This window comes from Dickeya oryzae (genome assembly GCF_009372235.1).
GTDB classification, from domain to species: Bacteria; Pseudomonadota; Gammaproteobacteria; order Enterobacterales; family Enterobacteriaceae; genus Dickeya; species Dickeya oryzae.
In genome coordinates this window covers 176,818-202,271 of sequence record NZ_ML762920.1, presented here as the reverse complement: position 1 = coordinate 202,271, position 25,454 = coordinate 176,818, and the positions used below count along the sequence as shown (strand labels likewise).

The window sequence follows — 25,454 nt, the reverse complement described above, 5'->3', positions numbered from 1 at the left end:
TAAATGAATTGTGACGCAAGCACTGCCTCATCCGGTGTGGCGGGTTATATCATCGGCAATATAATTTCATCACATGAAATGGTTATTTACTAAAATAACAGTTGGTTACCAGTTGATATAAAAGAAAAGAAAGATTTCTCACTTCGTGTGTAAAGAGTGTTAGAAATTTGCTCTGGGTCAATTTTACTGAAAAATGTCAATGCTAGGATGAATCCGGGTTAAAACTCTGTAATAAAATGGATGGTGAACTATGAGCAGCGCATTTTACATTCCAGCCCTAAATCTGATGGGCGAAGGTGCATTAGAGGAAGCGGCAAGGCAGATTCAGTTGCAGGGTTTCAAACACGCGTTAATCGTCACCGACGGCGTGCTGAACAAAATTGGTGTTGCGGCTTCCGTGCAGCAACTGCTGAAGAAATATCAGGTCGACAGTGCTATCTATGACGGTGTGCAGCCGAACCCGACTGTGGCCAACGTGGATGCCGGCCTGAAAATTCTCAAAGCGAACAACAGCGATTGCGTTGTTTCGCTGGGTGGTGGATCTTCTCATGACTGTGCCAAAGGGATTGCCCTGCTGGCGTCCAATGGCGGCGAAATTGCGGACTATGAAGGCGTGGATGTCTCTGCCAAACCGCAGCTGCCGCTTATCGGCATCAACACCACGGCGGGAACGGCCTCTGAAATGACCCGTTTCTGCATTATCACCGATGAAGCGCGCCACGTGAAAATGGCGATTGTGGATAAGAACGTGACGCCGGTGATGTCCGTCAACGATCCGGTACTGATGGTCGGCATGCCTGCATCGTTGACTGCCGCCACCGGGATGGACGCATTGACCCATGCTATCGAAGCCTATGTGTCGACCGCTGCCAACCCGATTACTGACGCCGTCGCAATCAAAGCGATGGAACTGATTCGTGACCACCTGCGTGATGCCGTGAAAGACGGTAAAAACATGGTCGCGCGTGAACAGATGGCCTATGCTCAGTTCATGGCAGGCATGGCATTCAATAACGCGTCACTGGGTTATGTGCATGCAATGGCGCACCAACTGGGCGGTTTCTACAACCTGCCGCACGGGGTGTGCAACGCGGTACTGCTGCCGCACGTTGAGCGTTATAACGCCACCGTTGCTGCACCGCGCCTGAAAGACGTTGCCGTCGCACTGGGAGTGGATGTCGCCGGTCTGAGCGACCAGCAGGCAGCGGAAGCGGCTATCCAGGCCATCAGCCAGATGGCGCGTGACGTCGGCATTCCGGCAGGCCTGAAAGACCTGGGTGTGAAAGAAGAAGACTTCAACATCCTGGCCGATAACGCGCTGAAAGATGCCTGCGGTCTGACCAACCCGAAAAAAGCCACTCACGCGGAAATCGTCGAGATCTTTGCCGCCGCATTCTAATGTGATGTGAGTGTCGATATTGAAAAGCCCCTGACCTGATGGTTGGGGGCTTTTTTTTATAACGCGCTATCATCGGGATGATAGGGGGGTTATTAATGGGGTATGTTTACGGGATTGTTATTTATTTCTGGTTGCTATTATTATCTAAATAATTATTGCGGTCAGCTAAGTGCCAGGAGCGGACATTGCTATCATCAGCTTGTGTTGATTTACGGGGAACAGGTCACCCACATTGCAGTTATTCACCTCTGTTGCTAAACCTTTCCATTCAGATCAAGGCGCAAACGCATTAATTTAATGGACTCTTCATAGCTCAGAGCAGCCCCTCAGTCTGAGTGGCTTATCTGCACGGTCTCAGAAGCGGACATTACATGTAGGCATTTAATGAGCGAACGAAACCAGCGAGAATAACGTTAGTAGGCACATTAACGTTTGAACGCCACTATCTTGAGATTTTTAGCATCAACGATATTCCCCCTTGTTGATACAAATGCACTGTGCACTACGTCCCCCGTGCTTTTATCAACTAAGGAAATATGTGGCTCATCATGCAATATATTTTTATGACCCCATTCCATTAGGGAAAAAAGAAGCGGTGCCAGCGATCGGCTTTTGGGGGTGAGAACATATTCATAGCGTTCACGTGTACCTTCTTCCTGATAGGGGATTTTGCAAAGGAGACCGAGTTCAGTCATTTTTTTTAATCGGTTTGCCAATGTCTGCTTCGTGATTTTTGTATGTGCGCGTATCGTTTCAAAGCGACTAACCCCGTAAAAAGCCTCCCTTAGAATCAACAAAATCCATTGATCTCCAAGTAGTTCTGCTGCTGCAGCAAGCCCGCAAAGTTCAGGTGACAGGTACGGTAAGGAATTATCTTTTGACATGTGTACATTTGCCCTCTAACCTGAGTATGATTTTAATACCCAGCTAGTTAAGGAGAATACAATGCCCTTCGTCAATGTGCAAACCATTAAAGGGATTTTGAGCCCGGAGCAAAAAAGTGAACTTCTACGTCGTATGACTGACCTTATTGTTGACATTGAGGGGAAAGGCGATCCTGAGTTTCGGCGTTCGGTATGGATTCGAATTGACGAGCATGACCCAGAGCAGTGGAGTCTTGGGGGAATACAACCCACATCTGAAATGATTGCTGCAAAATTTGCATCACCGCAGCGGTCATGATTCGGTTGTAGTTACTTACATTTAGCCCTGAGTAATCGGCGGACAATACGCATGTCCGCTCTGACAGTCTGGTGATGACACGCTATTTGGTTTCGTACCCCAACGCGCTCAATGAACTTCATAGTGTGTTAATCAGGGAGAGCAGGGCAAAGGTCGCCGGTTTGTTGTTCTTTTCGTTCGACTTTGCAAAGATGTATCGCACACGATTCCAGACCTGCCTGGCCATCAGGAACAGGCTCTACTCGCCACGGCCCATGCCCCATGCCCCAACAGGAACGCGCTACGTGGCAATGTCGACGTCGAACTGGCTCTGCTTTGAGGATTCCGATATGACTACCTTTCATCAATTTACCGCCACCAGTCTGGGCGGCCAACTGATCTCGATGGCCGACTACGCTGGTAAGGTGGTTCTGGTCGTTAATACCGCCAGCCATTGTGGCTTTACACCACAATACGGTGGTCTTGAAGCGCTCTACCAGAAATATGCCGCTCAGGGTTTGGTGGTGCTGGGTTTCCCCTGTAACCAGTTCGGTAAACAGGAACCCGGCAACGCCGACGACATCGCGCAGACTTGTCACATTAACTATGGCGTGAGTTTCCCGATGTTCGAGAAAGTAGAGGTCAACGGAACCGCCGCGCATCCGGTGTTTCGTTATCTGAAAAACGAATTGCCCGGCGTGCTGGGTGGGCGGATCAAATGGAACTTCACTAAGTTCCTGATCGGTCGCGACGGTAAACCGCTCAAGCGTTTTGCACCGTTCACCACCCCAGAGAAAATAGAAGCCACAATCCTTGCTGCACTTGAAAGCTAAGTGTTTCGGTAATTCGAACCGTTCAATCTAAAAAAGTCTTTGGGATTACGCTGAGCGAGGGCAGAAAGGATGGGATATGAGTAAACCAGATAATAAGGAAGAGCGCGACGCTGGATATCGCCGGGTACGGCTGGAGGATATTGCCACCCGTTGCCGAACTTCGCTCAGTACGGTGTCACGAGCGCTGTCGGGTGAAAAAGGGGTTAGTCACGAACTGCGTATGCGGATTCAGGAGGTGGCGCGTGCTATGCGTTATACCCCTGCTCAGGAACTGGGCGGCGCGCGAATCGTTCTGGCTATTTCGCAGGTAGCGATGCTGGATTATAACCGCTACCAGTTTAGCTGGTACGTGTTGCAAGGATTAAAGGAGCGAGCGAAGGTGCTGGGCGTTGATCTGATTACCCATCCGCTCAACGATAATAACAATGGTGCTTTGCAGGCGTTGCTGGAAGAACCTGATGTGGGTGGGGTATTGGCACTGACGGTGGATGACGGCGTCTTTCTGAATACGTTGGTGAACCTGAAAAAACCGGCGGTCTTAGTGAATACGGAAGACCCGTTGATGCGGTTGTCCAGCGTGCTTCCCTGTAATCGTTCGGCGACGCGCATGGCCTGCGAATATCTGCTGGATCGCGGGCATCGCGACATTCTGTTTTTAACCCATCCCGGCCGACGGACGATTGAACAACGGGAGGACGGCTGGCGTGAAGCAATGCGCTGTCGCCAACTGGTGTGCGACAACTCGCGCGTCTTGACGGTAAGCGACTGGTTGCCAGAGCTGGCGGAGCAGGCGGTGATTGCGCGCCTGGGCGACAATCCGGGTGAGTGCACAGCGATACTGTGTGCCAATGATTCGTTGGCGCTCGGCGCGATTAATGGCGTACGGGCCTTGGGACTGCGCGTGCCGGAAGATATTTCGGTGATCGGTATGAATAATCTGCCGCAGGCCGATTTTGCGACACCGCCATTAACCACCGTTCATCTTCCAGTACAGGAAATTGGCACCCTGGCGCTAGAGCTGTTGCAGGACATGATTGCGGGTAGTGTTGAGACGCCAAGGCGTATTGAGCTGGCGTGCTCCATGGTAGAACGTCAATCGGTGGCCCGCATCGAGTGATGCGGCCACCGGAAAGAAAGCGGGTTAATCAAAACTAGCACGTTCCATTTTCGGCACGAGCAGGAGATACATAACCGCCCATGCCAGTAGGTAAGCGACGGAGCTGATGGCGAAAAGAGCCCAGTAGTTACCTGATGCATCGAGAACGGCACCAATGACAGTAGAGAAGATGACGCTGCCGATCATCCCAAACGTGCTGCCAATCCCCACGACTGAACCGACGGCAGCGCTTGGGAACAGGTCCGATACCGAGGTCAGAATGTTGGCGGACCAGCCCTGGTGAGCCGCTGCGGCCAAACCAACCAGCGCCACGGCAGCCCACAGATTTTCAACCTGAGTGGCGGCGAAAATCGGCAAAACAAGGCAGGCGCAGATAAGCATCGTGATTTTACGCGCGCTGGCGGTACTGAAGCCTTTGCTCATCAGTTTACCGGGTAACCAGCCAGCCCCCAGGCTGCCAACGATGGCGAAGAGATAAATCACGATAAGCGGCAAGCCTAAGCCTTTCATGTCGATACCGCGTGATTCATGCAGCCATTTCGGTAGCCAGAACAGGAAGAACCACCAAATTGGGTCGGTCAACATTTTACCTAATGCCACGGCCCACAGTTGGCGATAACCCAACAGACGCGACCATTTAATGGCGGAAACATTCACGATCTCTTCTTTATCCTGGGCAATCCAGGCTTGCTCTTCCGCACTGGTTTTCGCCTTCACCGGACCAAAGGCGAGGAACCAGGGGATCAGCCACAGAAAGCCAACCGCACCCAAAATTAAGAACGCGCCTTGCCAGCCATAATGTATCGCAATGAGTGGAATCAGTGCCGGAGAGATCACCACGCCGATATTCACCGCAACCCCAAGAATGCCGGTCGCCAGTGTGCGCTCCTTTTTGGGATGCCACTCGGCAATCACTTTCATCGCGGCCGGGAAGTTAGCCGATTCACCAAGCCCGAGCAGTACGCGTACCACCGCAAAGCCGATGACTGAACCGGCGACAGCATGCAGCATTGCCGCGGTGCTCCAAACGACCATCGCCACGGCATAACTAATTTTGGTCCCCAGTTTGTCGATAATTCGCCCACATACCAGCGTGCCGACACCGTAAGCCACGGTAAAAGCATTGACCAGCCAGCTGTATTCCATCTCCGTCCAGCCGATATCTTTTTGCAGCATAGGTGCCAGCAGGCCGAGGATCTGACGGTCCATATAGTTAACTGTCGTAGCAAATACCAGCATGGAACACACTACCCAGCGATAGTTGCGTTGCGGTTTAGCCCCTTCGAGTGCGGAATTGTGCAGACTGCTCGGATTAACATGACCAGAGGTACGCCCTGAAGGTGCTGACTGTTTGTCGATTTGTGTATCCATTATTATTTTCCTTGCCCGGTCTGTGTCGGGTGTTGGCTACAGAGGAAGTTCACAGCTACTGCCAATGACGCTCCACTGCTGAGGGTCAAGCGTGCGGCCTTCGGCGCTCACTCGCCCGTCAGCCAGGAAACACACTGTGCCGTACAGCGGATCGTTCACTGCTATGCTGCCGTCGTCGTGTTGAGTCATTGCCAGGGAGCTAAAGCGTGTGAGAAAGGTGTCCAGACTGCTATCGACACGGTCGTTGATGCGAACCAGCCAACAGGTTTGCTGCCCGTTAAGGCGAATTTCACAGTCTCGGGTTGGGCCTGTACTCACCGTTTCAAACGCCTGGTTTCCCATCAGCAGCGCCATTCCGTCACCGCTGCGTACGGCTGCGTACTGGTTGTTGATAGCGACCTCATCAAACTGGCTTTGCGGCAGCCACGCGTGGGTAAAGGACGGTTGGCCCTCATGCAAATTGAAAATCAGCACAGCCAATCCTCGATATTGCTGAACGCGGGGGAGCGTGCCGCATCCACCCCAGTAGGAGGGGCGACCGAAGCCACCGTGCAAGGTCTCTCCCGGATGATTGATCCAGATCTGCGCTTCGGGTTGGCTGCCAAGGCGTAAATGGAAAGGTGTTTCCTGATAACCCCACTCGCCCCAGCGGTAGCCCGCTATCGACCCCATTGCCGCATGGCGGTTTTTGTAGTGATACAGTCGGGCAATTCGGTTAGCACCTTGCGCGAAACACCACTCGGCAGCGCTCTCTTTTTGCCAGGCAGCAACGTCAGCGAGCTCACTTGGCGGGTTGAGCAGACCATCACGCAGCAGAAGTGCTAATTGCGGCAGTGCATGGAAGCGACAGCCGTAGTTGCCTTTTCCCCAGAGCAAACGCGAAATGGCCGCAAGTTCCAGAGAGCGTCCGGCGCGTAGGGTATGTTCGTACGAACGTCCCTGCGAGGCGGTCAGAAAGCCGTGATGGGCTGAACGGGCAATCTGCGTGAGCAGGCGCTCTATGGCTGCAATCGCGCGTTTGCTTATCTGCGCGTCGCCTGACAGCGCCGCGAGTGCGGTTAATCCTTTCAGATCGATGGGGAAATAGGGCGCAGAGTTCCATTCGGCCATTTCGCATTGTTCAAAATGGTCCAGCCATGTGATGACGCGCGCTTTACCTGCCGCCGCCTGCTCACGTCCGCTACGTCCGGAGCGAGTGAAAATAGCCTCTGGGAAGAGATTGCCCGCCAGTAGCGCCGCCGTGTGGAACAACAGGGCGTGATTTTCAGAGAAGTACCATTGGACATCGTTGCCCGGTTCATCCATCCAGTATCGAAAGCGCAGAATGGCGTCATCAATACGCCCACGTACTGCCGGATCGATCTCATCGCCCCACACTGTGCGGCACCACAACAGCGGAACAAGGGTAAAGTCTGCGCAATCATGACAGTCGAGTACGGACGGCAAAACGCCATCAAGCATCTGCTGGGTTTGCTCATCGTTAAGGCCGCAGGCCAGACGCGCGAGAGCTTTGACGCTGCTGTATTCACCCTCATGAGCGACCACACTTAGCGCTTCAGCAATCCGCGCTTCTTGTGTTTGTGGAATATCCTTCTGCCGGTCGGCGTGGCAGATTTCAACCCCCAGGGTGCGGCTAATCTGGAACCCTTCGCGTTGCAGTGTTATGTGGAAATTGCGAAAGTCCGCCGGGATTTCTTCGCTTTCAGCGATAGCGACCAGCGACTCACCGGCGGTCAGTTGGGTGTGAAATGCTACGGGTTTATCGAGAGAGATGAAATCGCCCAGGACGTTGACGTGTAACCTATAGTCTGTCGAGGAAGGCTGCGGGAATACCAGGCGAATGGTGCCACGGTTATACACCGGATGCTCAAAGGAAACGCCGTCCAACAGCTGTTCCATCTCTTTGACTTGTATGTCAGACAGGGGGGGGGCCAGCGCAATGTGTAGCGGCTCGCCAGCGAGGTAGTCGAGTTCGAAAAAGAAACGAATATCACGTTCGGCTAAATCATCGAACCAGATCTCAAGCTCGTTTTTTCCGGCATGCAGTGACAGGCTGAATTCACGCTGGCTTTCCAGATTGCGCTGGTAATCAGCCATCCAGAGTACTTCTTCACCATTGAGCTTTAGCACCGCGCCGCCACAGGTTGTCAGGCGAAAACGATATTCACCTGCCTGCGGGCAATCGAGCAGCGTTCTGGCCCAGGCACCAACGCGGGTTGGACGGAACCAAAAACCGGACAGATCGACTCTGTCTGAGGCGAAAGGGAACCACCAACGAGAATAGTCTGCGCTTGCAAACGGTTGTGGCTTTTTCTCGGAAAAGTGCTGGCGAAAAATATCACGGCACGGGTAAGTATGCGGAATGAAGTTCTTATGTTTGCTTAAAAAGAAAAACGGATCCATTTCGCCTGCCATCGGTAAATCCACCGTGTCATAGCGTAAACTTGAAATATCGGATAGCTGCCAGTAACGCACAGCATTACCTGCCGTTAAATTAAAATTACTATATTCAATAGCCATTATTTTCTCCAAAAGAGAACGATTCAGTTTTATTTTTAATTAACGAAATGCAAACCTTCACTCAGGCATAATATTGCCAGTGACTGTCCATACCCAGTAGGTTGTAATGGAATGTCTTTATAAAATTGCAGTGTTCGCCCCATGCGAGTGCCATAAGAAACGTTATGCACAGTCCCCTTGGCATCAATATTATCCTGAACAATTGCCAGCGCTTTTAAACCCGCCTGTTGCCACCGTTCATCGCCAATTCCCATTCGTACGCCTTTTAATAAGCCATAGCCAAAACCCGCAGTGGCGGAAATTTCGGTATAGGAGTCAGGATGGTCGAGCAAGGTGTGCCATGCGCCGTTATCTGCCTGTAAGTCAATCAGCGTATTGACCTGCTTTTTCAGACACTCGATCAGGTACTCGCGCACGCCCGTGTCCACATCGGCAAGGTCCAGTAACTCGAGGATGCCAACAGTAATCCACGCATTGCCACGCGCCCAACGGGCATTGGCAAAGTTGCTGTTCTCGACAAAGCTCCAGCCGTGGTACCACAAACCGGTTTGGGGATCATTGAGGTAGCGTGCATGCAGCAAGAACTGACGCACCGCTTCATCAACCAGTTCTTTGCGCCCGGATACCGTACCGTAGTGCGCCAGGAACAGCACGACCATGAACAGCGTATCGTCCCAGAGCTCCATCTCATTAATGCCGTCGGAAACCACATGCTGGAAGCCCTGTTCTGGTGTACGCGGGAGTTCGGTCATCACGCGGGTTGCCCAGTTATCTAACACCTGCTGATAATGAGGCTGCCGGTGATGAGACCAGAAAAGCGATAAGGGAAGCATCGGTGCGGTGGTATTCACGTTCAGGCCCGGCAGCCCTTTATCAATATTTTTCTGAAACCAGTTATCGATAATTTGATAAAGGTCATTCGATTTATTATTCTCCCATAAACGCACCAGTCCAAATAGCCCAACGCCCTGTGGCCATTCCCAGCTGGCAAATGAAATATAATCTCCGATGCTGCCGTCAAGATTGGGTTCATTAAATCGTCCATTATCTTTTAATTCAGTGAATCCACTTAAAAGTAAGTCGATATTTTTATTCAGAGTGCGTTTTTCCATTTTTATTCTCATTCAGCGCGTGATGATTATTTCAATAATGATTAAATCACTATGTATTTAATATGCGCAATACGAAAAAATTTTGCGTTCATATTTTGTGAGCTTTGGCAATATTTAATTCGACTTCGTTTTTTTATTTTTCACATCGTAATAACGGGAACTATTGATAAAACAAGAGGTTGCTGGAACGGTGTTTCATTTTTAGAGTTGGGTTGCGAAAATTTTTTGCGTAGTTATCAACCGCTGTGATTGATGATGTCGTTGTCCACGATGCGCCGTAGTCGACAGTGCTCTGTTGCCAGTAGCAACAAGGTATGAAGTTGGTGTAGTGTTTTTAGACGATTAATCACGCGGAAGGGCCTTCGAAGCATGCTGAAAATATTGGGTAAAACGACATCAATAAATGTGCGTAAAGTGCTTTGGACCTGCGAAGAAGTGGGGCTGGATTATGTTCAGGAAGATTACGGTAGCGGATTTGCCTCGACGCAAACCGATGCCTTTCGCGCCATGAACCCGAACGCGATGGTGCCCGTGTTGATTGACGATGAGTTCGTGCTGTGGGAATCGAATTCGATTTGCCGCTATCTGGCGCGTAAAGCCGGGCGCGATGACTTACTCCCCAATGAGCCGCAAGCGTGTGCCAACGTCGAGCACTGGATGGATTGGCAGGCGACCGAGTTTAATAACGCCTGGCGTTATGTCTTCCCCGCTCTGGCGCGCAAGAATCCAGCCTATAACGATCAAAAGGCGATTGCCGAAGGCATTAACGCGTGGAACCACTGTATTGGTATTCTGGAACAACAACTCCAGCGCACCGGTGCATGGGCGGCTGGTGAGACGTTTACGCTGGCGGATGTGGTGCTTGGGTTGTCGGTGAATCGCTGGAAAATGACACCGTTTGCCCATCCCGACGTGCCTGCTATTGACGCGTGGTTTATGCGCTTGAATCAGCGCCCGGCATTTTTGCGTCATGGCAATAATGGTATGGTCTAAAAAATCGGGCTGACGGCACCAGATAAATTCGCCGCTTTTTATCCGTCATCACGTAATGATTAATATGACGCAGTCCGTGTCTGGCGATTGAGCTGAGCGCCAGACACGGACTGCGTTTTTCATGATCGACAATCCAACGGTGTTATTTAGCCAGGATCTCTCTGCGCACGATATCTGCGCCTGCACTTAATGCATTGAGTTTGCCGGTGGCGACCCGACGAGATAAGGGAGCCATGCCACAGTTGGTAGAAGGGTAGAGCTTATCGGCATCCACAAACTGAAGTGCTTTTCGTAGCGTATCGGCGACTTCCTCTGGTGTTTCAATGGTATTGGTTGCCACATCAATGGCGCCTACCATGACTTTTTTACCGCGAATCAGTTCCAGCAGATCCATAGGAACACGCGAGTTATGGCATTCCAGTGAGATGATATCGATATTGGATGTTTGCAATTTCGGAAACGCTTCTTCATATTGCCGCCATTCTGACCCTAGCGTTTTTTTCCAGTCGGTATTGGCCTTAATGCCATAGCCATAGCAAATATGTACAGCCGTTTCACATTTCAGCCCTTCAATGGCTTTTTCTAACGTGGCGATCCCCCAGTCATTCACCTCATCAAAGAAAACATTAAATGCTGGTTCATCAAACTGGATAATATCGACACCTGCGGCCTCTAATTCTTTCGCTTCCTGATTGAGTATTTTGGCAAATTCCCAGGCGAGCTTTTCGCGGCTTTTGTAGTGGTTATCATAGAGTGTATCAATCATCGTCATCGGCCCTGGCAACGCCCATTTAATGGGTTGCCGGGTGAGTTGACGTAAGAATTTGGCATCTTCAACAAAAACGGGTTTTTGGCGCGCCACCGCACCGACAACTGTTGGTACGCTTGCATCATAGCGATTACGAATTTTAACGACCTCACGTTTTTCAAAATCCACACCGCTCAGGTGCTCAATAAACGTGGTGACAAAGTGTTGGCGTGTTTGTTCGCCATCGCTGACAATATCAATACCCGCACGCAGCTGATCAAACAGCGACAAACTCAAGGCGTCTTTTTTCCCTTCAATCAACTCTTCGTTCTGTAATTTCCAGGGAGACCACAGTTTCTCAGGCTCTGCGAGCCAGGAGGGCTTGGGTAAACTGCCCGCAGTCGAGGTGGGTAGCAATGTTTTCATAGCAGGTGACCTTATATTTTTGGTGAATTAACGCGCGTAATGGGTAGACCATTGCTCAAGAAGATGCTTGTACGGCTTGATGAAGTGCTCTTCCGCAAATTTCCCTTGCTTAATCGCTAACTGGCTGCGCTCTTCCCGATCATAAACAATCTTTGTTAATGAATGATCCTGGTTATTCAGGTTGGGTTGATAGTATTGCCCCGCGGCAGAGTTAGCATTGTAAATCTCAGGTCGGTAAATTTTTTGGAAAGTCTCCATCGTGCTGATGGTACTGATAAGCTCAAGATCAGTATAATCACTCAGTAAGTCACCAGAAAAATAAAAGGCCAAAGGTGCAACACTATGTTGCGGCATAAAGTAGCGAACCTGTAATCCCATTTTTTCGAAATACTGTTCGGTTAAAGAAGAACCATTCGGCTGGTATTCGATACCCAAAACAGGATGCTGGTTTCCAGTGCGATGATAGATATCTTTACTGGAAACACTTAAGCATATTACAGGCGATTTTTTAAAATTATCTTTGTATTCCTGTGAGTTGACGAAATGCTTAAATATATTTCCATGTAAATCGCCAAAGTTATCTGGAATGCTAAATTCGGAGTGGTTGTTGTTATGTTCTAACAACAACACACTAAAATCATAGTCTCGCACATAAGAAGAGAAGTTATTGCCTACAATACCGTCAATTCGTTGATTTGTTTTTTTATCAATAATGTTTGTTTTCAATATTTCAATGGCCGGGAAGGTGCCGTCATTATTGGCAATATGCAGATCAACAGAAATGATTTCAAGTTCGACAGAATAACGATCACCTTTGGGGTTATCCCAATACGCCAATGTGTTGAAGCGATTATCAATCATCACTAATGTGTTGCGTAAGTTCTCCTGACGGCTCGTTCCCCTGGCCAAATTCGCAAAGTTGGTAGTGATGCGCGTGTTTTCGGAGGGGTTATAGTTCTCATCGAAGCAACTGCTCTTAATCGTAAATGTAAAATTTTTAGTCATCGCGCTCTTTTATCCTGTTGCCTGATATGAAAACCCGGTTAATGCATTGTTCTGGAATGACTTTACTTTATCATTCGGTGGTCTTCATGTTGCTAATACGTTAATTCAGCATATTTTATGCCAGAGTTGCTGGGTGAGTGAAAGAGACTTAATTTCATTACAACATGAGCCATATTCATGGTCAGGCATACGGTCAGGTCAGGGAGGGGGCAGGTGGCCCAACCTCACAAGATTCACCATAGGAATCAATACGTTACTGAGTGGGCTGATGCCAATGCTAAAAGAGGTAGACGCCGTGGTGGCGAACGACAGACGGGTTGACTGGTATAACAAGGCCCATCATGAGCCTTGTTCTTGATGGGATAACACGAATTTCTGCACAGCACCCGGTGAGCACCGCGTCTCATCATTGAGCACCAACAACGTGCTGCATGTGTTGACGATTACATCGAATAGCCCGGTTTTTTGGTGAGGTTATCCAGTTCCGGACCGATTTCGATATCGTAAACGGTGTCTTTCCAGCGATCTGGTGTGACTTCGGTTAACGCCACCGAGATAGACTTGTCTTCCGCGTTCAGGTACTTCTTGAGCAGGTCGCTGATATCGTTTGCCAAATCCTGTTTGACGGTTTCCGGCAGATTGCGGGGAAAATACTTGATGGCAACATGTGGCATGGCTAAGACGCTCCGTGTGTGAAAGTGGGTATAGGGCAGGGTGGTTAGCACTGAAACACTCACCGCCTGTGGCGTGGTCATCTTGGCATGGTTTTGGGCAGACGACTATCTACATCAAAGACAACTATCTACATCAAAGACGACTATCTGCTCAAAGACGACGGTTTACTTAACGAAGATGATTTACCCAACGAAGGCGCGCTACCCAAACGGAAACCGGCTGGATTAACTGAACGGCCTACATTAACGGTTCGGCGTTGATCGATGGCGAGATCCGCGCCGAACCGTGGCGTATTTACTGCATGACGACCACATCCAGTGCGCGCAGGTGCTCCGGCAACCAGGATAAGTGGATTTCACTGCCAATTTGCCAGTTCGGGTTAACGTCGCTGGCGGGCAGTTTCACCATAAATTGTGGCTGCCCGGCCACCTCGGTCATCATGCGAACGTGATCGCCAAGATAGATAAATTGCTGGATATGGGCGCGAACCTGCTGGGCACCATCTGGCAGGACGCTGGCGTTAACTTTTACCCGCTCCGGGCGGATGCACAGATGGATTTTTTTACCCGGTGAACTGGGGCGCACTTTCAGCGCGCGCAGGACGGTACCGTCATCCAGTTTAGCCTGATAATAATCGCCGTCGCCACCGCATTGGGTGGCAATCAGCGTATTGTTTTCGCCGATAAATTGCGCCACGAAGGTATTTTGTGGGTGTTCGTAGATATCACTCGGGCTGTCCATCTGTTGGATGATGCCGTCATTGAATACTGCCACCCGGTCTGACATGGTCATCGCTTCGCTCTGATCGTGGGTGACGTACACCACGGTCAGTTCTAATGCCCGGTGCAGTTCCTTGATTTCCAGTTGCATATGCTCGCGAAGTTGCTTGTCCAGCGCGCCCAAGGGTTCATCCATCAGCACCAACCGGGGTTCAAACACCAGCGCTCTGGCCAGCGCCACGCGCTGCTGCTGGCCGCCTGACATCTGTGCCGGGTAGCGGTCAGCCAGATTAGCCAGCTTGACGCGGTCCAGTACGCGGTCCACTTTCTCTTTGATGTCGCTGCGGTTCAGGCGGCGAATGGACAACGGAAACGCCAGGTTCTCCGCCACCGTCATATGCGGGAACAAGGCATAGTTTTGAAATACCATGCCGATGCCGCGCTGATGGGGGGGCAGGTTGTGCAATGGGGTGTCACGCAGCAGGATTTCACCCTGCGTGGGCGTTTCAAACCCGGCCAGCATCATCAGACTGGTGGTTTTACCGGAGCCGGACGGGCCCAGCATGGTCAGGAATTCACCTTCCTGAATATCCAGATTCAGGTTTTTGACCACCAGACGATCGCCATCGTAGGTTTTTTGAATATTTTTGAAGCTGACGTAGGTTTTCATTCTTCCCTTCTCTCACGTGTCGTAGCTCGATGCTGATAATGACTTATGCATAAGTCATGCCTGATACTTAATTGAGAAACTATTTTTATTGGTTTGGAATAAAAAAGAGGCGTCAGATGTTCAGCTGGTTACCGTGATGAACACGGGTGTCCGGCTATGTACCTAGTACGTTAACAGTGCATACTGCACACCATTAACAATAGCGCAACAAACAGAATGCCTGAACAGTATGGTGCATTGTTTGCTGAGATTGCATCAAAATGGTGATTTTTTGTTAAACAAAAGCACCAGCATTGTGCAGTGGTGCGAACCAAAACGTGAGGTTGGATGAGGGCTACGCCACCAATTGGGGCGGGTGGCGAGCAGGGAGCGCGGGGCTATCGGGGCCTTAGCTGAGCTGCGTTTCCAGCGCGCGTAAACAGCGAAGAATCACGTCAAATGCCTGTACCATTTCAGCTTCATCGACACCGGCGTAACCGAGCAACAGCCCGCGCTGATGCGTTGGGTGCAGGTAGTAACTGGAAAGCGGTTTCACCATCACGCCGTGTTGCAGAATACGGGCGGCCAGCACCACATCATCGATGGGGTCGGGCAAGCGCAGAATCAGGTGTAGCCCGGCGTTACTGTTATAGCCGAGGTAGTCATCCCCCAAATGCTGCACAATCAATTCGCTCAGCAGCGCGCGACGGCGGGCGTACAACAGGCGCATACGCCGGATGTGAGCGGCGTAGTGCCCTTCACTGATGAACTGACTTAGCGTCAGTTGCGTCAGCAGGTGCCCGCCACGGTACAGCTCGGCGTGCGCTATTTTCAGTTCTCGCGCCAGTTGTGGTGGCAGCACCATGTAACTGACTCGCAGTCCCGGATAGAGTGTTTTGCTGAAGGTGCCGATGTAGATAACCGGAGGTTGCGTCTGTAGCCCTTGCAAGGCCGGAATCGGGCTGCCGGAAAAGCGGAATTCGCTATCGTAATCGTCTTCAATCACCCAACTGTTGTGCTCCTGCGCCAATGCCAGCAACCGCTGGCGACGGGCCAGGCTCATCACCGCCCCTAACGGGTACTGGTGTGATGGCGTAACGCAAATCAATCGGGGCACCGAGTGCGGCGAGACATCGTCCGGCGGCACCATGCCTTGCTCATCCACCGCGACTGGCGCGACACGTAGGCCATTGATGGTCAACACATTGCGCATGCCCCAATAGCAGGGGTCTTCAATCCATGCCAAATCACCCGGGTTGCACAGCATTTTGGCCAGCAGGTCCATCGCCTGATGGGTCCCTTCGGTGATCAGGATTTGTTCCGGCGTACAGGTCACCGAACGCGCCACCCGCAGGTAGTCCACCAGCGCCTGTTGCAGTTCCGGGCAACCGCCGATCGGCGAATAAGAGAGCTGTTCCGGCTTCAGACGGCGGGACAGGCGGGTCTGCAACCGCCGCCATAGGTCATGCGGAAAGCTGGCGATATCCGGAACGCCCGGCATAAACGCGCCCCACTGGCGAGCCGATGCACCGGCGTACCCCAGCAGATGCATACCCCGTCGGGAAATTTCCTGTACGGCCGGGCGCAGTGGCGACAACGTATCGTCGCGCATATCCGGCGTATGGGTGTCTGGCAACTGTTCGGTGACGTAACTGCCGCTGCCGGTACGGGTTTCGATATAACCTTCCGCCAGCAGTTGTTCAAAGGCGGCGATCACCGTATTGCGCGATAGCGATAACTGCTGCGCCAGGTCGCGTGACGAGGGTAAACGCCGTCCCGGCGCGATATCGCCGGAAAGAATTGCCAGGCGGATGGTGTCGTACAGCCGCTTGTTAAGGGTGCCTTCCAACTGGCGTTCCAGCCCCTGCAGCAGCAAATCGGTCAGTAGTGAGCGCAAAGTGGATCCTTTAAATATTAAAAACTGGCTCTGGATTATAGGGCCATACAGGAGATAAATAACAACATCGTAACGTCAATCGTCAACCCTTATTGGGTGGTGTGTTCATCGAATCGGAGCGGAAAATGAGTAACAGCGAATTGAATCAACGTCGTTTGGCCGCCACGCCGCGTGGCGTGGGTGTGATGTGTGATTTCTATGCCGACAAGGCGGAGAATGCCACCCTGTGGGATGTTGAAGGGCGCGAGTATATTGATTTTGCGGCCGGGATTGCGGTACTGAACACCGGCCACCGTCACCCTAAACTGCTGGCGGCGGTACGTGAGCAACTGGAAAAATTCACCCACACCGCCTATCAAATCGTGCCTTACGGCAGCTATGTGGCACTGGCTGAGCGTCTGAATGCACTGGCACCGATCGCTGGCCCGGCCAAAACGGCTTTCTTCACCACCGGGGCCGAGGCGGTTGAAAACGCAGTGAAAATTGCTCGTGCTTACACCAAGCGCCCTGGTGTGATTGCCTTTGGTGCGGCGTTCCACGGCCGTACGCTGCTGACCCTGACGCTAACCGGTAAAGTGGCTCCGTATTCCACCGGTTTCGGCCCATTCCCAGGGTCCATTTTCCATGCGCTGTACCCGAATGCCCAACACGGCGTTACGGTAGAACAGGCGCTGGAGAGCATTGATCGCATTCTGCATACCGATATCGGTGCTGATCAGGTCGCGGCCATTCTGCTGGAGCCGGTACAAGGCGAAGGGGGATTCAATGTGGCACCGCCAGAATTCATCCACGGTGTGCGCCAGTTGTGTGACAAATACGGCATGTTGCTGATTGCCGATGAAGTACAGAGCGGCTTTGCCCGTACCGGCAAGGTGTTCGCGATGGAGTATTACGACGATAAAGCGGACCTGATCACCATGGCGAAAAGCCTGGGCGGCGGCTTCCCGATTTCCGGCGTGGTAGGGCGTGCCGAGGTGATGGATGCACCGGGCCCCGGCGGGCTGGGTGGTACCTATGCGGGTAACCCGCTGGCGGTGGCCTCGGCGCTTGCTGTGCTGGATGTGATTGAAGAGGAACAACTGTGCCAGCGTGCTCAACGCCTTGGCGCTACACTGGTTGAAGCGCTGGAGCAGGCGAAAACTGCTAACCCGGCGATCGCCGATATCCGTGCCCGTGGCTCGATGGTGGCGGTGGAGTTTAATGACCCGCAAACCGGCAAACCGAGCGCGGAAATCACCAAAAAATACCAGCAAGCGGCGCTGGAACAAGGGCTGCTGTTACTGACCTGTGGTACGCATGGCAACGTGATCCGTTTTCTGTATCCGCTGACCATTCCGGATGCCCAGTTCAGTAAAGCACTGTCTATTCTGGCCCAGGTTCTGGCGAAGTGAGATGTGAGCGAAAAGGTAGCTATGCAACTAAAAAATAAAGCGTTATTCCGCCAGCAATGTCTGATTGGCGACGAGTGGCAAGATAGCCATAACGGCGCTCGCCTGAGCGTGAACAACCCGGCGACCGGCGATGAACTGGGCAGCATTCCGCTGGTGACGGCGCAGCAGACTCAGCTGGCGATTGCGCAGGCCGAGCAGGCGCTGGTGGCGTGGCGTCAGCGTACCGGTAAAGAGCGTGCGGCACTGATGCAGGCATGGGCGCAATTGATTCGTGAGCATCAGGACGATTTGGCGGCAATCCTCACCGCTGAACAGGGGAAACCGCTGGCGGAAGCCCGTGGGGAAATCGCTTACGCCAACTCGTTTATCGACTGGTTTGCCGAAGAGGCAAAGCGGGTGGAAGGCAGTGTGTTGCAGTCACCGCAGGCCAGTCAACGCCTGCTGGTGATTAAGCAGGGCATCGGTGTATGCGCGGCGATCACGCCGTGGAACTTCCCGGCGGCGATGATTACCCGTAAAGCGGCACCTGCACTGGCGGCCGGGTGCACCATGATAGTCAAACCGGCGGAGCAGACACCGTTCACCGCACTGGCGCTGGCGGAGCTGGCGCTACAGGCAGGCATTCCTGCGGGTGTGTTGCAGGTGGTGACTGGCGAAGCTGCCTCGGTGGGTAAAGTGCTGTGTGATAGCCCGATCGTGCGCAAGCTGAGCTTTACCGGGTCTACCGAAGTTGGCCGCATTTTGATGGCACAAAGTGCGCCGACGGTGAAAAAACTGTCGCTGGAACTGGGCGGCAACGCGCCGTTCATCGTGTTTGACGACGCCGATCTGGAACTGGCGATAAAAGGCATTCTGGCGTCCAAGTTCCGCAATAGCGGCCAGACCTGTGTTTGCGCCAACCGCATTTATGTTCAGCGGGGTATCTACCCGGCACTGGCTGCACGGCTGGTGGAGGAAGTGGAAAAACTGAACGTGGGCGAGGGGACGCAACCCGGCGTGACGCAAGGCCCGCTGATTGATCAGGACGCAGTTGGCAAGGTCGAGTCGCATATTAGCGATGCCCTGGCCAAAGGGGCGACGTTGCTGACCGGCGGTTCACGCCATGCGCTGGGCGGCACGTTCTTTACGCCGACGGTGATAGGTGGCGTAACGCGCGAGATGCGGTTTGCGCGAGAGGAAACATTCGGGCCGGTGGCACCGTTGTTCCCGTTTGACGATGAGGCACAGGTGGTGGCGATGGCGAACGATACCGAGTTTGGCCTGGCGGCCTACGTCTATACCCGTGACGCTATCCGACAGTGGCGTGTGCCGGAAGCGCTGGAGTACGGCATGGTCGGCATTAATACCGGTCTCATTTCTAACGAAGTCGCCCCGTTTGGCGGGGTAAAACAGTCGGGGTTGGGCCGTGAAGGTTCACGCTTCGGCATTGAGGAATACCTGGAGATGAAATATCTCTGTGTTGACCTTACCCCATCAGCCTGACGACGGATGCAGTTGGATGAACAAGGATGTTCATGTCAGGAACGGCCGGGCCAGTCTGGTGCAGCCTGTTAATCGGTTGCACCATAACAAGGCAAGTCAACCACCGGCTGTCGCAGTCAAAAACAGGCTATCAGATTAAAAATAACACCAGTACTGTGCAGATTGCACAGCGTAAGACTTCCACGGCTCCATCCGGCGGTTTTTAATCCAGTCGATAGAAACTGGCATGAAAACTGCTATACAGAATGATGTCATACATCAAAAAAATTAAGGGTTTTCCCCTTATAGACATACGTTGACTACTCTCTTTAGGAGCCAGACCATGTTGAAAAAATTTGCACTATCCGCTCTGCTCGTTGCCATGGCCTCCCAGAGCTGGGCTGATAATCTGACCGTGATTTCCTTTGGCGGCACCAATAAAGATGCACAGGATAAGGCGTTTTATAAGCCGTTCCAGGCCGCGGGCAAAGGCACGATCGAAGCCGGTGAATACAATGGTGAAATGGCTCGTATCCGCGCAATGGTGCAGACAGGGCAGGTTGGCTGGGATGTGGTGGAAGTGGAAGGTCCGGAACTGCTGCGTGGATGTAACGAGGGACTGTTTGAACCGCTGGACTGGCAAAAGCTGGGTCATCAGGCCGATTTCGTTAAAGGGGCCATCTCTGAATGCGGTGCCGGGATTTTTGTCTGGTCCACGGTGCTGACTTACAACGCCAATAAATTACAGCAGGCCCCCAAAAGCTGGGCTGACTTCTGGGATGTGAAAAACTTCCCCGGCAAGCGCGCGCTGCGCAAGAGCGCCAAGTTCACGCTGGAAATCGCGTTGTTGGCCGATGGCGTGAAACGTGAAGATGTCTACAAAGTGCTGGCGACCCCGGCGGGTGTCGATCGCGCGTTCAAGAAACTCGATCAGATCAAATCCAATATTCAGTGGTGGGAGTCCGGTGCACAACCGTTGCAGTGGCTGGTGGCCGGGGATGTGGTCATGACCTCAGCCTACAATGGCCGCGTGGCCGTGGCGCAGAAAGAAAAACCGGGCATCAATATCGCCTGGAAAGACGGTCTGTACGATTTGGATAGCTGGGCGATTGTAAAAGGCTCCAAGCATAAAGCGCTGGCTGAACAGTTTATCGCGTTCGCCAACCAGCCGGAAAACCAGAAGGTGTTTGCTGAAAACATCGCTTATGGGCCGACCAACAGCAAAACCACCGCGTTACTGAGCCCGTCCATCAGCAACAACCTGCCAACCGCCCCGGATAACCTGGCGCAATCGGTACAGGTCGATACCGAATTCTGGATTGATCACGGCGAAGAGCTGGAACAGCGCTTCAACGCCTGGGCTGCCCAGAAGTAATCCTGAACCGGTATTGAACAAGGAGAGCACGCTTATGTCCCAGAGTGAGATGTTGAAGGCTGAACCGCCAGTCGGTAATCAGGAAGGTCGCACCAGTCTCAAACAGCAACTGCGTCAGGCGCAGGCCCGCTATCAGAAACGGTCGCTGTTGCTGATAGCACCCCTATTCCTGTTTATTCTGGTCAGTTTTCTGTTCCCGATACTGTCGATTCTGGGCAAAAGCGTGTCCAACCCGGACTTGCGTGTCAGTATGCCGATGACGGTAGAGGCGATGCGGAACTGGCCCGGCAAAGCGGTGCCGGATGAAAGTGTGTTTCGCGCGCTGGTGAGCGATCTGCGTAATGCTCGCAATACCGGGCAGGTCGCCACGATCACCAAGCGGCTGGGGTACGAAGACAGCCAGTACCGCACGCTGATTACCCGTACCCTGCGTAAACTGCCGTCGGATGAACAGTCGGGGCTGCGTGAGCAACTGATCGCCGAGCAACCGATGTGGGGTGAGCTCAACACCTGGAAAACCATTGAGCGAGCGTCGAGTCCGTTTACCAGCTATTACCTGCTGGCGGTGTTTGACCATAAGGTCGACCCACAAACTGATAAGGTGGTGGCACAACCGGCAGATCAGGCGTTGTATGTCGATGTGCTGATGCGCACGTTGCTGATGGCTGGTGTCGTTACGTTGCTGTGTGTGGCATTGGGGTATCCACTGGCTTACTGGCTGGCGAAACAGCCGGATAACCGCGCTAATTTATTGATGATTCTGGTGTTGCTGCCGTTCTGGACCTCACTGATTGTGCGAACCGCCAGTTGGATCGTGTTGCTGCAATCCGGCGGGCTGATCAACCGTTCGCTGATAGGTCTGGGTATTATTGATGAGCCGCTGGTACTGGTGTTCAACCGTGTCGGTGTCTATATCTCGATGACGCATATCCTGTTGCCGTTTTTTGTGTTGCCGCTGTATGCGGTGATGAAAGGTATTTCGCCTAACTATGTTCGGGCGGCGATTTCGCTGGGGGCGCATCCGTTTCTGGCGTTCTGGCGGGTGTATGTGCCGCAGACTTACGCCGGGGTGACGGCCGGTGCGTTGCTGGTGTTCATGATGGCGATTGGCTACTACATTACGCCAGCGCTGCTTGGCGGGCCTGGCGACCAGATGCTCAGTTATTTCGTGGCGTTTTTCACCAATACCACCATGAACTGGGGAATGGCGGCCGCGTTGGGGACGCAACTGTTGGTGATCGTGGTACTGCTGTATGTGGTGTATATCCGTGTTACCCGCACCGACGCCGAAGCGGCGGCGCGTTAAAAGAAGGAGCAAGCGATGAAACCGATGAAGGAAATGAGACAACAGGGATCGCAGCTGTTGCGGGTGTGGAATGGCTTCTTCAATTTTTATGGCGCGGCGATGTTGCTGTTTCTGATCGTGCCGGTGCTGGTGATTGTGCCGCTGTCGTTTAATGCCGGGTCGTTCCTCAGTTACCCGTTGGCTGGATTTTCCCTGCGTTGGTATCGGGAGTTTTTCCATTCCAGCGAATGGCTCGGTGCGTTGGGCAACAGCCTGCTGATCGCGCCGCTGGCGACGATACTGGCAACCGTATTGGGCGTGCTGGCGTCGGTGGGACTGGTTCGCGGCGAGTTTCGCGGCAAGTCGTTGGTGATGGCGGTACTGATTTCACCAATGATTGCCCCGGTGGTGATCGTGGCCGTCGGGATGTTCTTCTTCTTCGCCAAGCTGTCACTGCTCAATAGCTACATCGGGCTGGTGCTGGCGCATGCGGTGTTGGGGGTACCATTTGTGGTGATTACCGTCACCGCGGTGCTGAAAAATTACGACCAGAACCTGACTCGTGCTGCCGCCAGCCTGGGGGCACCGCCGTTGCTGGCGTTTCGTCGGGTAACCCTGCCGCTGATAGCCCCTGGCGTTTTCTCCGGCGCACTGTTTGCGTTCGCCACCTCGTTTGATGAGGTGATTGTGACGCTGTTTCTCGCTAGTCCGCGTCAGCGTACATTGCCATTGCAGATGTTCGCCGGGATCCGTGAGAACCTTGACCCGACTATCGCCGCCGCAGCGACGATGATGGTGGCGGCCGCGCTGGTGCTGTTGGTGGTGATGGAAGTGCTGCGTCGTCGTTCGGAGAAATTGCGCGGCGGGCATTGATTCCGACCGTGGATACTGACGGTAGCGTACAACGCTATTTATCTCTGTTATGCGCCCTTGCCTGAACTGGCAAGGGCGCTGCTTTTTGGCCTGTGGGGTCAGGAAAGGCGCGGGGTTAGCTCTCTTTAGCAAACCGTATAGTCATTTTTTTGTCGTGAAAAGGCGCGAGTTTATCGGGTGCGATAGTCGCTTCCACTACCAGCGTGGCGATGTCTTCGCAGGGGATGACATGGTAACGGGCGATGGCCGGGAGTTTGTCCGAGGTCATCGCCACCACAACCTCGTTGCTCTTGCCCACCGCCGCGTGCTTGAACCCGGCGTCTTCATAGTCAAACACCGTTAGCCCTTCGCTGGCATCCAGTGCGCAACCGCCCAGAAAACAGAGATCGAAATAGATATTCTCCAGCTGTTTTTGCGGTGTGATACCCAATGCGCCGCCGGTGCGGGGTTGTACTCGCCCACCGAGCATAATCACCTCGGCGTGGGAGGATTTCATCATTTCCAGCGCGATAGCGGGCGAATTGGTGACGACAGTGACGGGCAACGTAGGCGCGATCGCCCGGGCGATCGCGAGGTTGGTCGAGCCCGAATCGATAAATACGCACTGATTCGCCTGAATCAACGCAGCGCAGGATTGCCCCAGCCGGTCTTTCGCGTCGCTGTCGGCAGTGGCCCGGGTAATAAAATGCCCGTCAGCCGGTGCCAGGCTGACCGCGCCGCCATATACCCGCTTGCATATACCTTCTCGCGCCAGTTCCTGCAAATCACGCCGGATGGTGTGTTCCGATACCTGTAATTCTTGCGACAGTAACGTACAAACCACCCGACCTTCCTTCGCTAATCGATCTCGGATCAGCGATTGTCGTTGTTCAGGAAAGGATGCATAATCGAGCATAACCAAGCCTTATAATTAATTTAATCAAGCATAACGAGCAAAATTAATCACTGGGACGCCGAATTGTCAATCAAGAATTGTCAATCAAATAGTGGTGATGTGCAGCCTATCGAAAGAGGTGAGTACCATGAGTCAGTCATTACCCGATATCGCATTCTTCCATCGTCTGGCTGACGCCGCCAGTCAGCAAACCTTGCCACGCTTACACGAAGATGTGCTACGGATCCTGAATGGGTAACGCCGAACACGTTAACAGACCGCATACGCCGATGCGGTCATTGGTCTATTTCTTTCTCATGAGACGATATCGTTTATGCAACCGTTGACGGATTCCCAGACGCTTTCACCTTCAGCTGCACCGTTGTTTGATGAACCGGGACGGCGCGAGCAACGTGCGACGCGCGTGATGTTTTTTTTAGCCGGGTTTGGTACGTCGGTTTGGGCGGCGCTGGTGCCGTTCGCCCGGCTCAATACCGCCGTGGATGACGGTATGCTCGGTCTGTTGTTGCTGTGTCTGGGAGGCGGCGCGCTGGTGGCGATGCCGGTAACCGGTATGCTGACCACGCGCTTTGGCTGCCGTAAGGTGATTTCGCTGGCGGTATTGCTGTTCTGCCTGATCTTGCCGTGGCTGGCGGTGATCCCGAGTGCGGCGCTACTGGCGCTGGCATTGCTGATATTCGGTATTGGGGTTGGTACCACCGATTGTGCGATGAACGTACAGGCGATTTTGGTGGAGAAAGCCTCAGGTAAAGCCATGATGTCCGGGTTTCATGGGTTTTACAGCATTGGTGGTATCGTCGGTGCCGGGGCGATGAGCGGCATGATGTCGCTGGGGCTGTCGCCGCTGGTGGCGAGCCTGATCAGTGTGGTGGTGATGGTGCTGTTATTGCTGACGCATCTGGCCGGTTTGCTGAGGTACGCCAATCCGCCGGAAGGCCCGGCGTTTGCTGTTCCCCGCGGTACGGTACTGGTGCTGGGGTTGATCTGCTTTGCCGTGTTCCTGACCGAAGGCGCGGTGCTGGACTGGAGCGCGGTATTTCTGACCGAATACCGCGGCATGCCGGATGCGCAAGGTGCGCTCGGTTTTGCGTGTTTTGCCGCCACCATGACGCTCGGACGTCTGACCGGCGATCGGGTGGTCACCCGACTGGGTGCACAACCAGTGGTGATGCTGGGGGCCACGCTGGCGGTCTCCGGGTTGATGCTGGCGGTGTGGATTCCGTTCTGGTCGGTTGCGTTGCTCGGTTATGCGCTGATCGGGTTGGGGTGTTCCAATATTGTGCCGGTTATGTTTTCAGCCATCGGGCGTCAGACCAGCATGCCACAGGCGGCGGCGGTACCTGCGGTCACCACGCTGGGTTACCTGGGAATATTAGCTGGGCCAGCAAGTATCGGGTTTATTGCGCATCACAGCAGTTTGTCAGCCGCGTTTTTAGTGGTGGCGACCCTGCTGGCACTGGTTGGGCTGAGTGCCAAAGCGGTGAAGGTCTAAAGATATCGATGCGGGGCGTTGCGCGCATTGGCCCTAAAGTACGAGCAGTAGTAAAAT

At 53.1% G+C, this 25,454-nt stretch carries 21 protein-coding genes; 11 read left to right on the top strand and 10 right to left on the bottom strand.

The window, feature by feature from the left end; all coding sequences use genetic code 11:
- The first annotated feature begins 250 nt into the window (after positions 1–250).
- Positions 251–1,399: an L-threonine dehydrogenase gene (gene yiaY, locus FAZ14_RS00885; RefSeq protein ID WP_016942367.1), complete on the top strand. Its 1,149-nt coding sequence runs from the start codon at positions 251–253 to the stop codon at positions 1,397–1,399.
- A gap of 425 nt (positions 1,400–1,824) precedes the next feature.
- Here yiaY and FAZ14_RS00880 read toward each other — a convergent pair whose 3' ends face one another.
- Positions 1,825–2,283 (bottom strand): winged helix-turn-helix transcriptional regulator, encoded by a 459-nt coding sequence (locus FAZ14_RS00880; RefSeq protein ID WP_153507899.1) that lies wholly within the window; start codon positions 2,281–2,283, stop codon positions 1,825–1,827.
- A gap of 61 nt (positions 2,284–2,344) precedes the next feature.
- On the opposite strand from FAZ14_RS00880, the gene FAZ14_RS00875 reads away from it, so the two are divergent.
- From FAZ14_RS00875 to FAZ14_RS00865, 3 genes are all read left to right on the top strand, one after another.
- Positions 2,345–2,581 carry a tautomerase family protein gene (locus tag FAZ14_RS00875; RefSeq protein WP_016942365.1) on the top strand — a complete coding sequence of 79 codons (237 nt, stop codon included), beginning with the start codon at positions 2,345–2,347 and terminating at the stop codon, positions 2,579–2,581.
- Between the two features lie 329 nt (positions 2,582–2,910).
- A complete protein-coding gene (locus FAZ14_RS00870) occupies positions 2,911–3,393 on the top strand; it encodes a glutathione peroxidase (protein ID WP_016942364.1) in 483 nt (160 codons plus the stop codon).
- 76 nt (positions 3,394–3,469) lie between these two features.
- Positions 3,470–4,510 (top strand): LacI family DNA-binding transcriptional regulator, encoded by a 1,041-nt coding sequence (locus FAZ14_RS00865; RefSeq protein ID WP_153507898.1) that lies wholly within the window; start codon positions 3,470–3,472, stop codon positions 4,508–4,510.
- Positions 4,511–4,534: 24 nt separating this feature from the next.
- Here the strand turns inward: FAZ14_RS00865 and FAZ14_RS00860 are convergent, their stop codons facing one another.
- Genes FAZ14_RS00860 through bglB form a run of 3 tightly spaced genes read right to left on the bottom strand, consistent with a single transcriptional unit; the run spans position 4,535 to position 9,513 of the window.
- A complete protein-coding gene (locus FAZ14_RS00860) occupies positions 4,535–5,881 on the bottom strand; it encodes an MFS transporter (protein WP_153507897.1) in 1,347 nt (448 codons plus the stop codon).
- A gap of 36 nt (positions 5,882–5,917) precedes the next feature.
- Positions 5,918–8,401, bottom strand: a complete 2,484-nt coding sequence (locus FAZ14_RS00855) for a PA14 domain-containing protein (RefSeq protein WP_153507896.1) — start codon at positions 8,399–8,401, stop codon at positions 5,918–5,920.
- A gap of 35 nt (positions 8,402–8,436) precedes the next feature.
- Positions 8,437–9,513 (bottom strand): beta-galactosidase BglB, encoded by a 1,077-nt coding sequence (gene bglB / locus FAZ14_RS00850; protein ID WP_153507895.1) that lies wholly within the window; start codon positions 9,511–9,513, stop codon positions 8,437–8,439.
- A 369-nt stretch (positions 9,514–9,882) separates the two neighbouring features.
- Here bglB and FAZ14_RS00845 point away from each other — a divergent pair, with 369 nt between their 5' ends.
- Positions 9,883–10,506: a glutathione S-transferase family protein gene (locus tag FAZ14_RS00845; RefSeq protein WP_016942359.1), complete on the top strand. Its 624-nt coding sequence runs from the start codon at positions 9,883–9,885 to the stop codon at positions 10,504–10,506.
- A gap of 142 nt (positions 10,507–10,648) precedes the next feature.
- Here FAZ14_RS00845 and FAZ14_RS00840 read toward each other — a convergent pair whose 3' ends face one another.
- The 5 genes from FAZ14_RS00840 to pdxR all read right to left on the bottom strand — a co-directional run bounded on the left by FAZ14_RS00840 (position 10,649) and on the right by pdxR (position 16,625).
- Positions 10,649–11,680 (bottom strand): methionine synthase, encoded by a 1,032-nt coding sequence (locus tag FAZ14_RS00840; protein ID WP_038926253.1) that lies wholly within the window; start codon positions 11,678–11,680, stop codon positions 10,649–10,651.
- A 27-nt stretch (positions 11,681–11,707) separates the two neighbouring features.
- Positions 11,708–12,685 carry a DUF1852 domain-containing protein gene (locus FAZ14_RS00835; protein ID WP_153507894.1) on the bottom strand — a complete coding sequence of 326 codons (978 nt, stop codon included), beginning with the start codon at positions 12,683–12,685 and terminating at the stop codon, positions 11,708–11,710.
- A 443-nt stretch (positions 12,686–13,128) separates the two neighbouring features.
- Entirely contained in the window at positions 13,129–13,359 is a 231-nt protein-coding gene (gene pptA / locus FAZ14_RS00830; RefSeq protein WP_012884527.1) for a tautomerase PptA, read from the bottom strand.
- Between the two features lie 295 nt (positions 13,360–13,654).
- The gene (locus tag FAZ14_RS00825) at positions 13,655–14,749 is read right to left on the bottom strand and encodes an ABC transporter ATP-binding protein (RefSeq protein WP_016942357.1); all 1,095 of its coding nucleotides are present in this window, start codon (positions 14,747–14,749) and stop codon (positions 13,655–13,657) included.
- 388 nt (positions 14,750–15,137) lie between these two features.
- Positions 15,138–16,625 (bottom strand): MocR-like pyridoxine biosynthesis transcription factor PdxR, encoded by a 1,488-nt coding sequence (pdxR, locus tag FAZ14_RS00820; RefSeq protein ID WP_016942356.1) that lies wholly within the window; start codon positions 16,623–16,625, stop codon positions 15,138–15,140.
- Between the two features lie 125 nt (positions 16,626–16,750).
- On the opposite strand from pdxR, the gene FAZ14_RS00815 reads away from it, so the two are divergent.
- The 5 genes from FAZ14_RS00815 (at position 16,751) to FAZ14_RS00795 (ending at position 23,010) form a co-directional block, all read left to right on the top strand.
- On the top strand, positions 16,751–18,016 hold the full coding sequence (locus tag FAZ14_RS00815; RefSeq protein ID WP_153507893.1) for a 4-aminobutyrate--2-oxoglutarate transaminase: 1,266 nt from the start codon (positions 16,751–16,753) through the stop codon (positions 18,014–18,016).
- 21 nt (positions 18,017–18,037) lie between these two features.
- Positions 18,038–19,498 carry an NAD-dependent succinate-semialdehyde dehydrogenase gene (locus FAZ14_RS00810; protein ID WP_038926257.1) on the top strand — a complete coding sequence of 487 codons (1,461 nt, stop codon included), beginning with the start codon at positions 18,038–18,040 and terminating at the stop codon, positions 19,496–19,498.
- Between the two features lie 322 nt (positions 19,499–19,820).
- Entirely contained in the window at positions 19,821–20,852 is a 1,032-nt protein-coding gene (locus FAZ14_RS00805) for an ABC transporter substrate-binding protein (protein WP_153507892.1), read from the top strand.
- A gap of 34 nt (positions 20,853–20,886) precedes the next feature.
- Entirely contained in the window at positions 20,887–22,158 is a 1,272-nt protein-coding gene (locus FAZ14_RS00800; protein WP_038926258.1) for an ABC transporter permease, read from the top strand.
- A 33-nt stretch (positions 22,159–22,191) separates the two neighbouring features.
- Positions 22,192–23,010, top strand: coding sequence for an ABC transporter permease (locus FAZ14_RS00795; protein WP_029456449.1), 819 nt, complete (start codon positions 22,192–22,194; stop codon positions 23,008–23,010).
- Between the two features lie 115 nt (positions 23,011–23,125).
- Here the strand turns inward: FAZ14_RS00795 and FAZ14_RS00790 are convergent, their stop codons facing one another.
- The gene (locus tag FAZ14_RS00790; protein ID WP_153507891.1) at positions 23,126–23,905 is read right to left on the bottom strand and encodes a DeoR/GlpR family DNA-binding transcription regulator; all 780 of its coding nucleotides are present in this window, start codon (positions 23,903–23,905) and stop codon (positions 23,126–23,128) included.
- 313 nt (positions 23,906–24,218) lie between these two features.
- On the opposite strand from FAZ14_RS00790, the gene FAZ14_RS00785 reads away from it, so the two are divergent.
- On the top strand, positions 24,219–25,397 hold the full coding sequence (locus tag FAZ14_RS00785; protein WP_153507890.1) for an MFS transporter: 1,179 nt from the start codon (positions 24,219–24,221) through the stop codon (positions 25,395–25,397).
- The last annotated feature ends 57 nt before the right edge of the window (positions 25,398–25,454 follow it).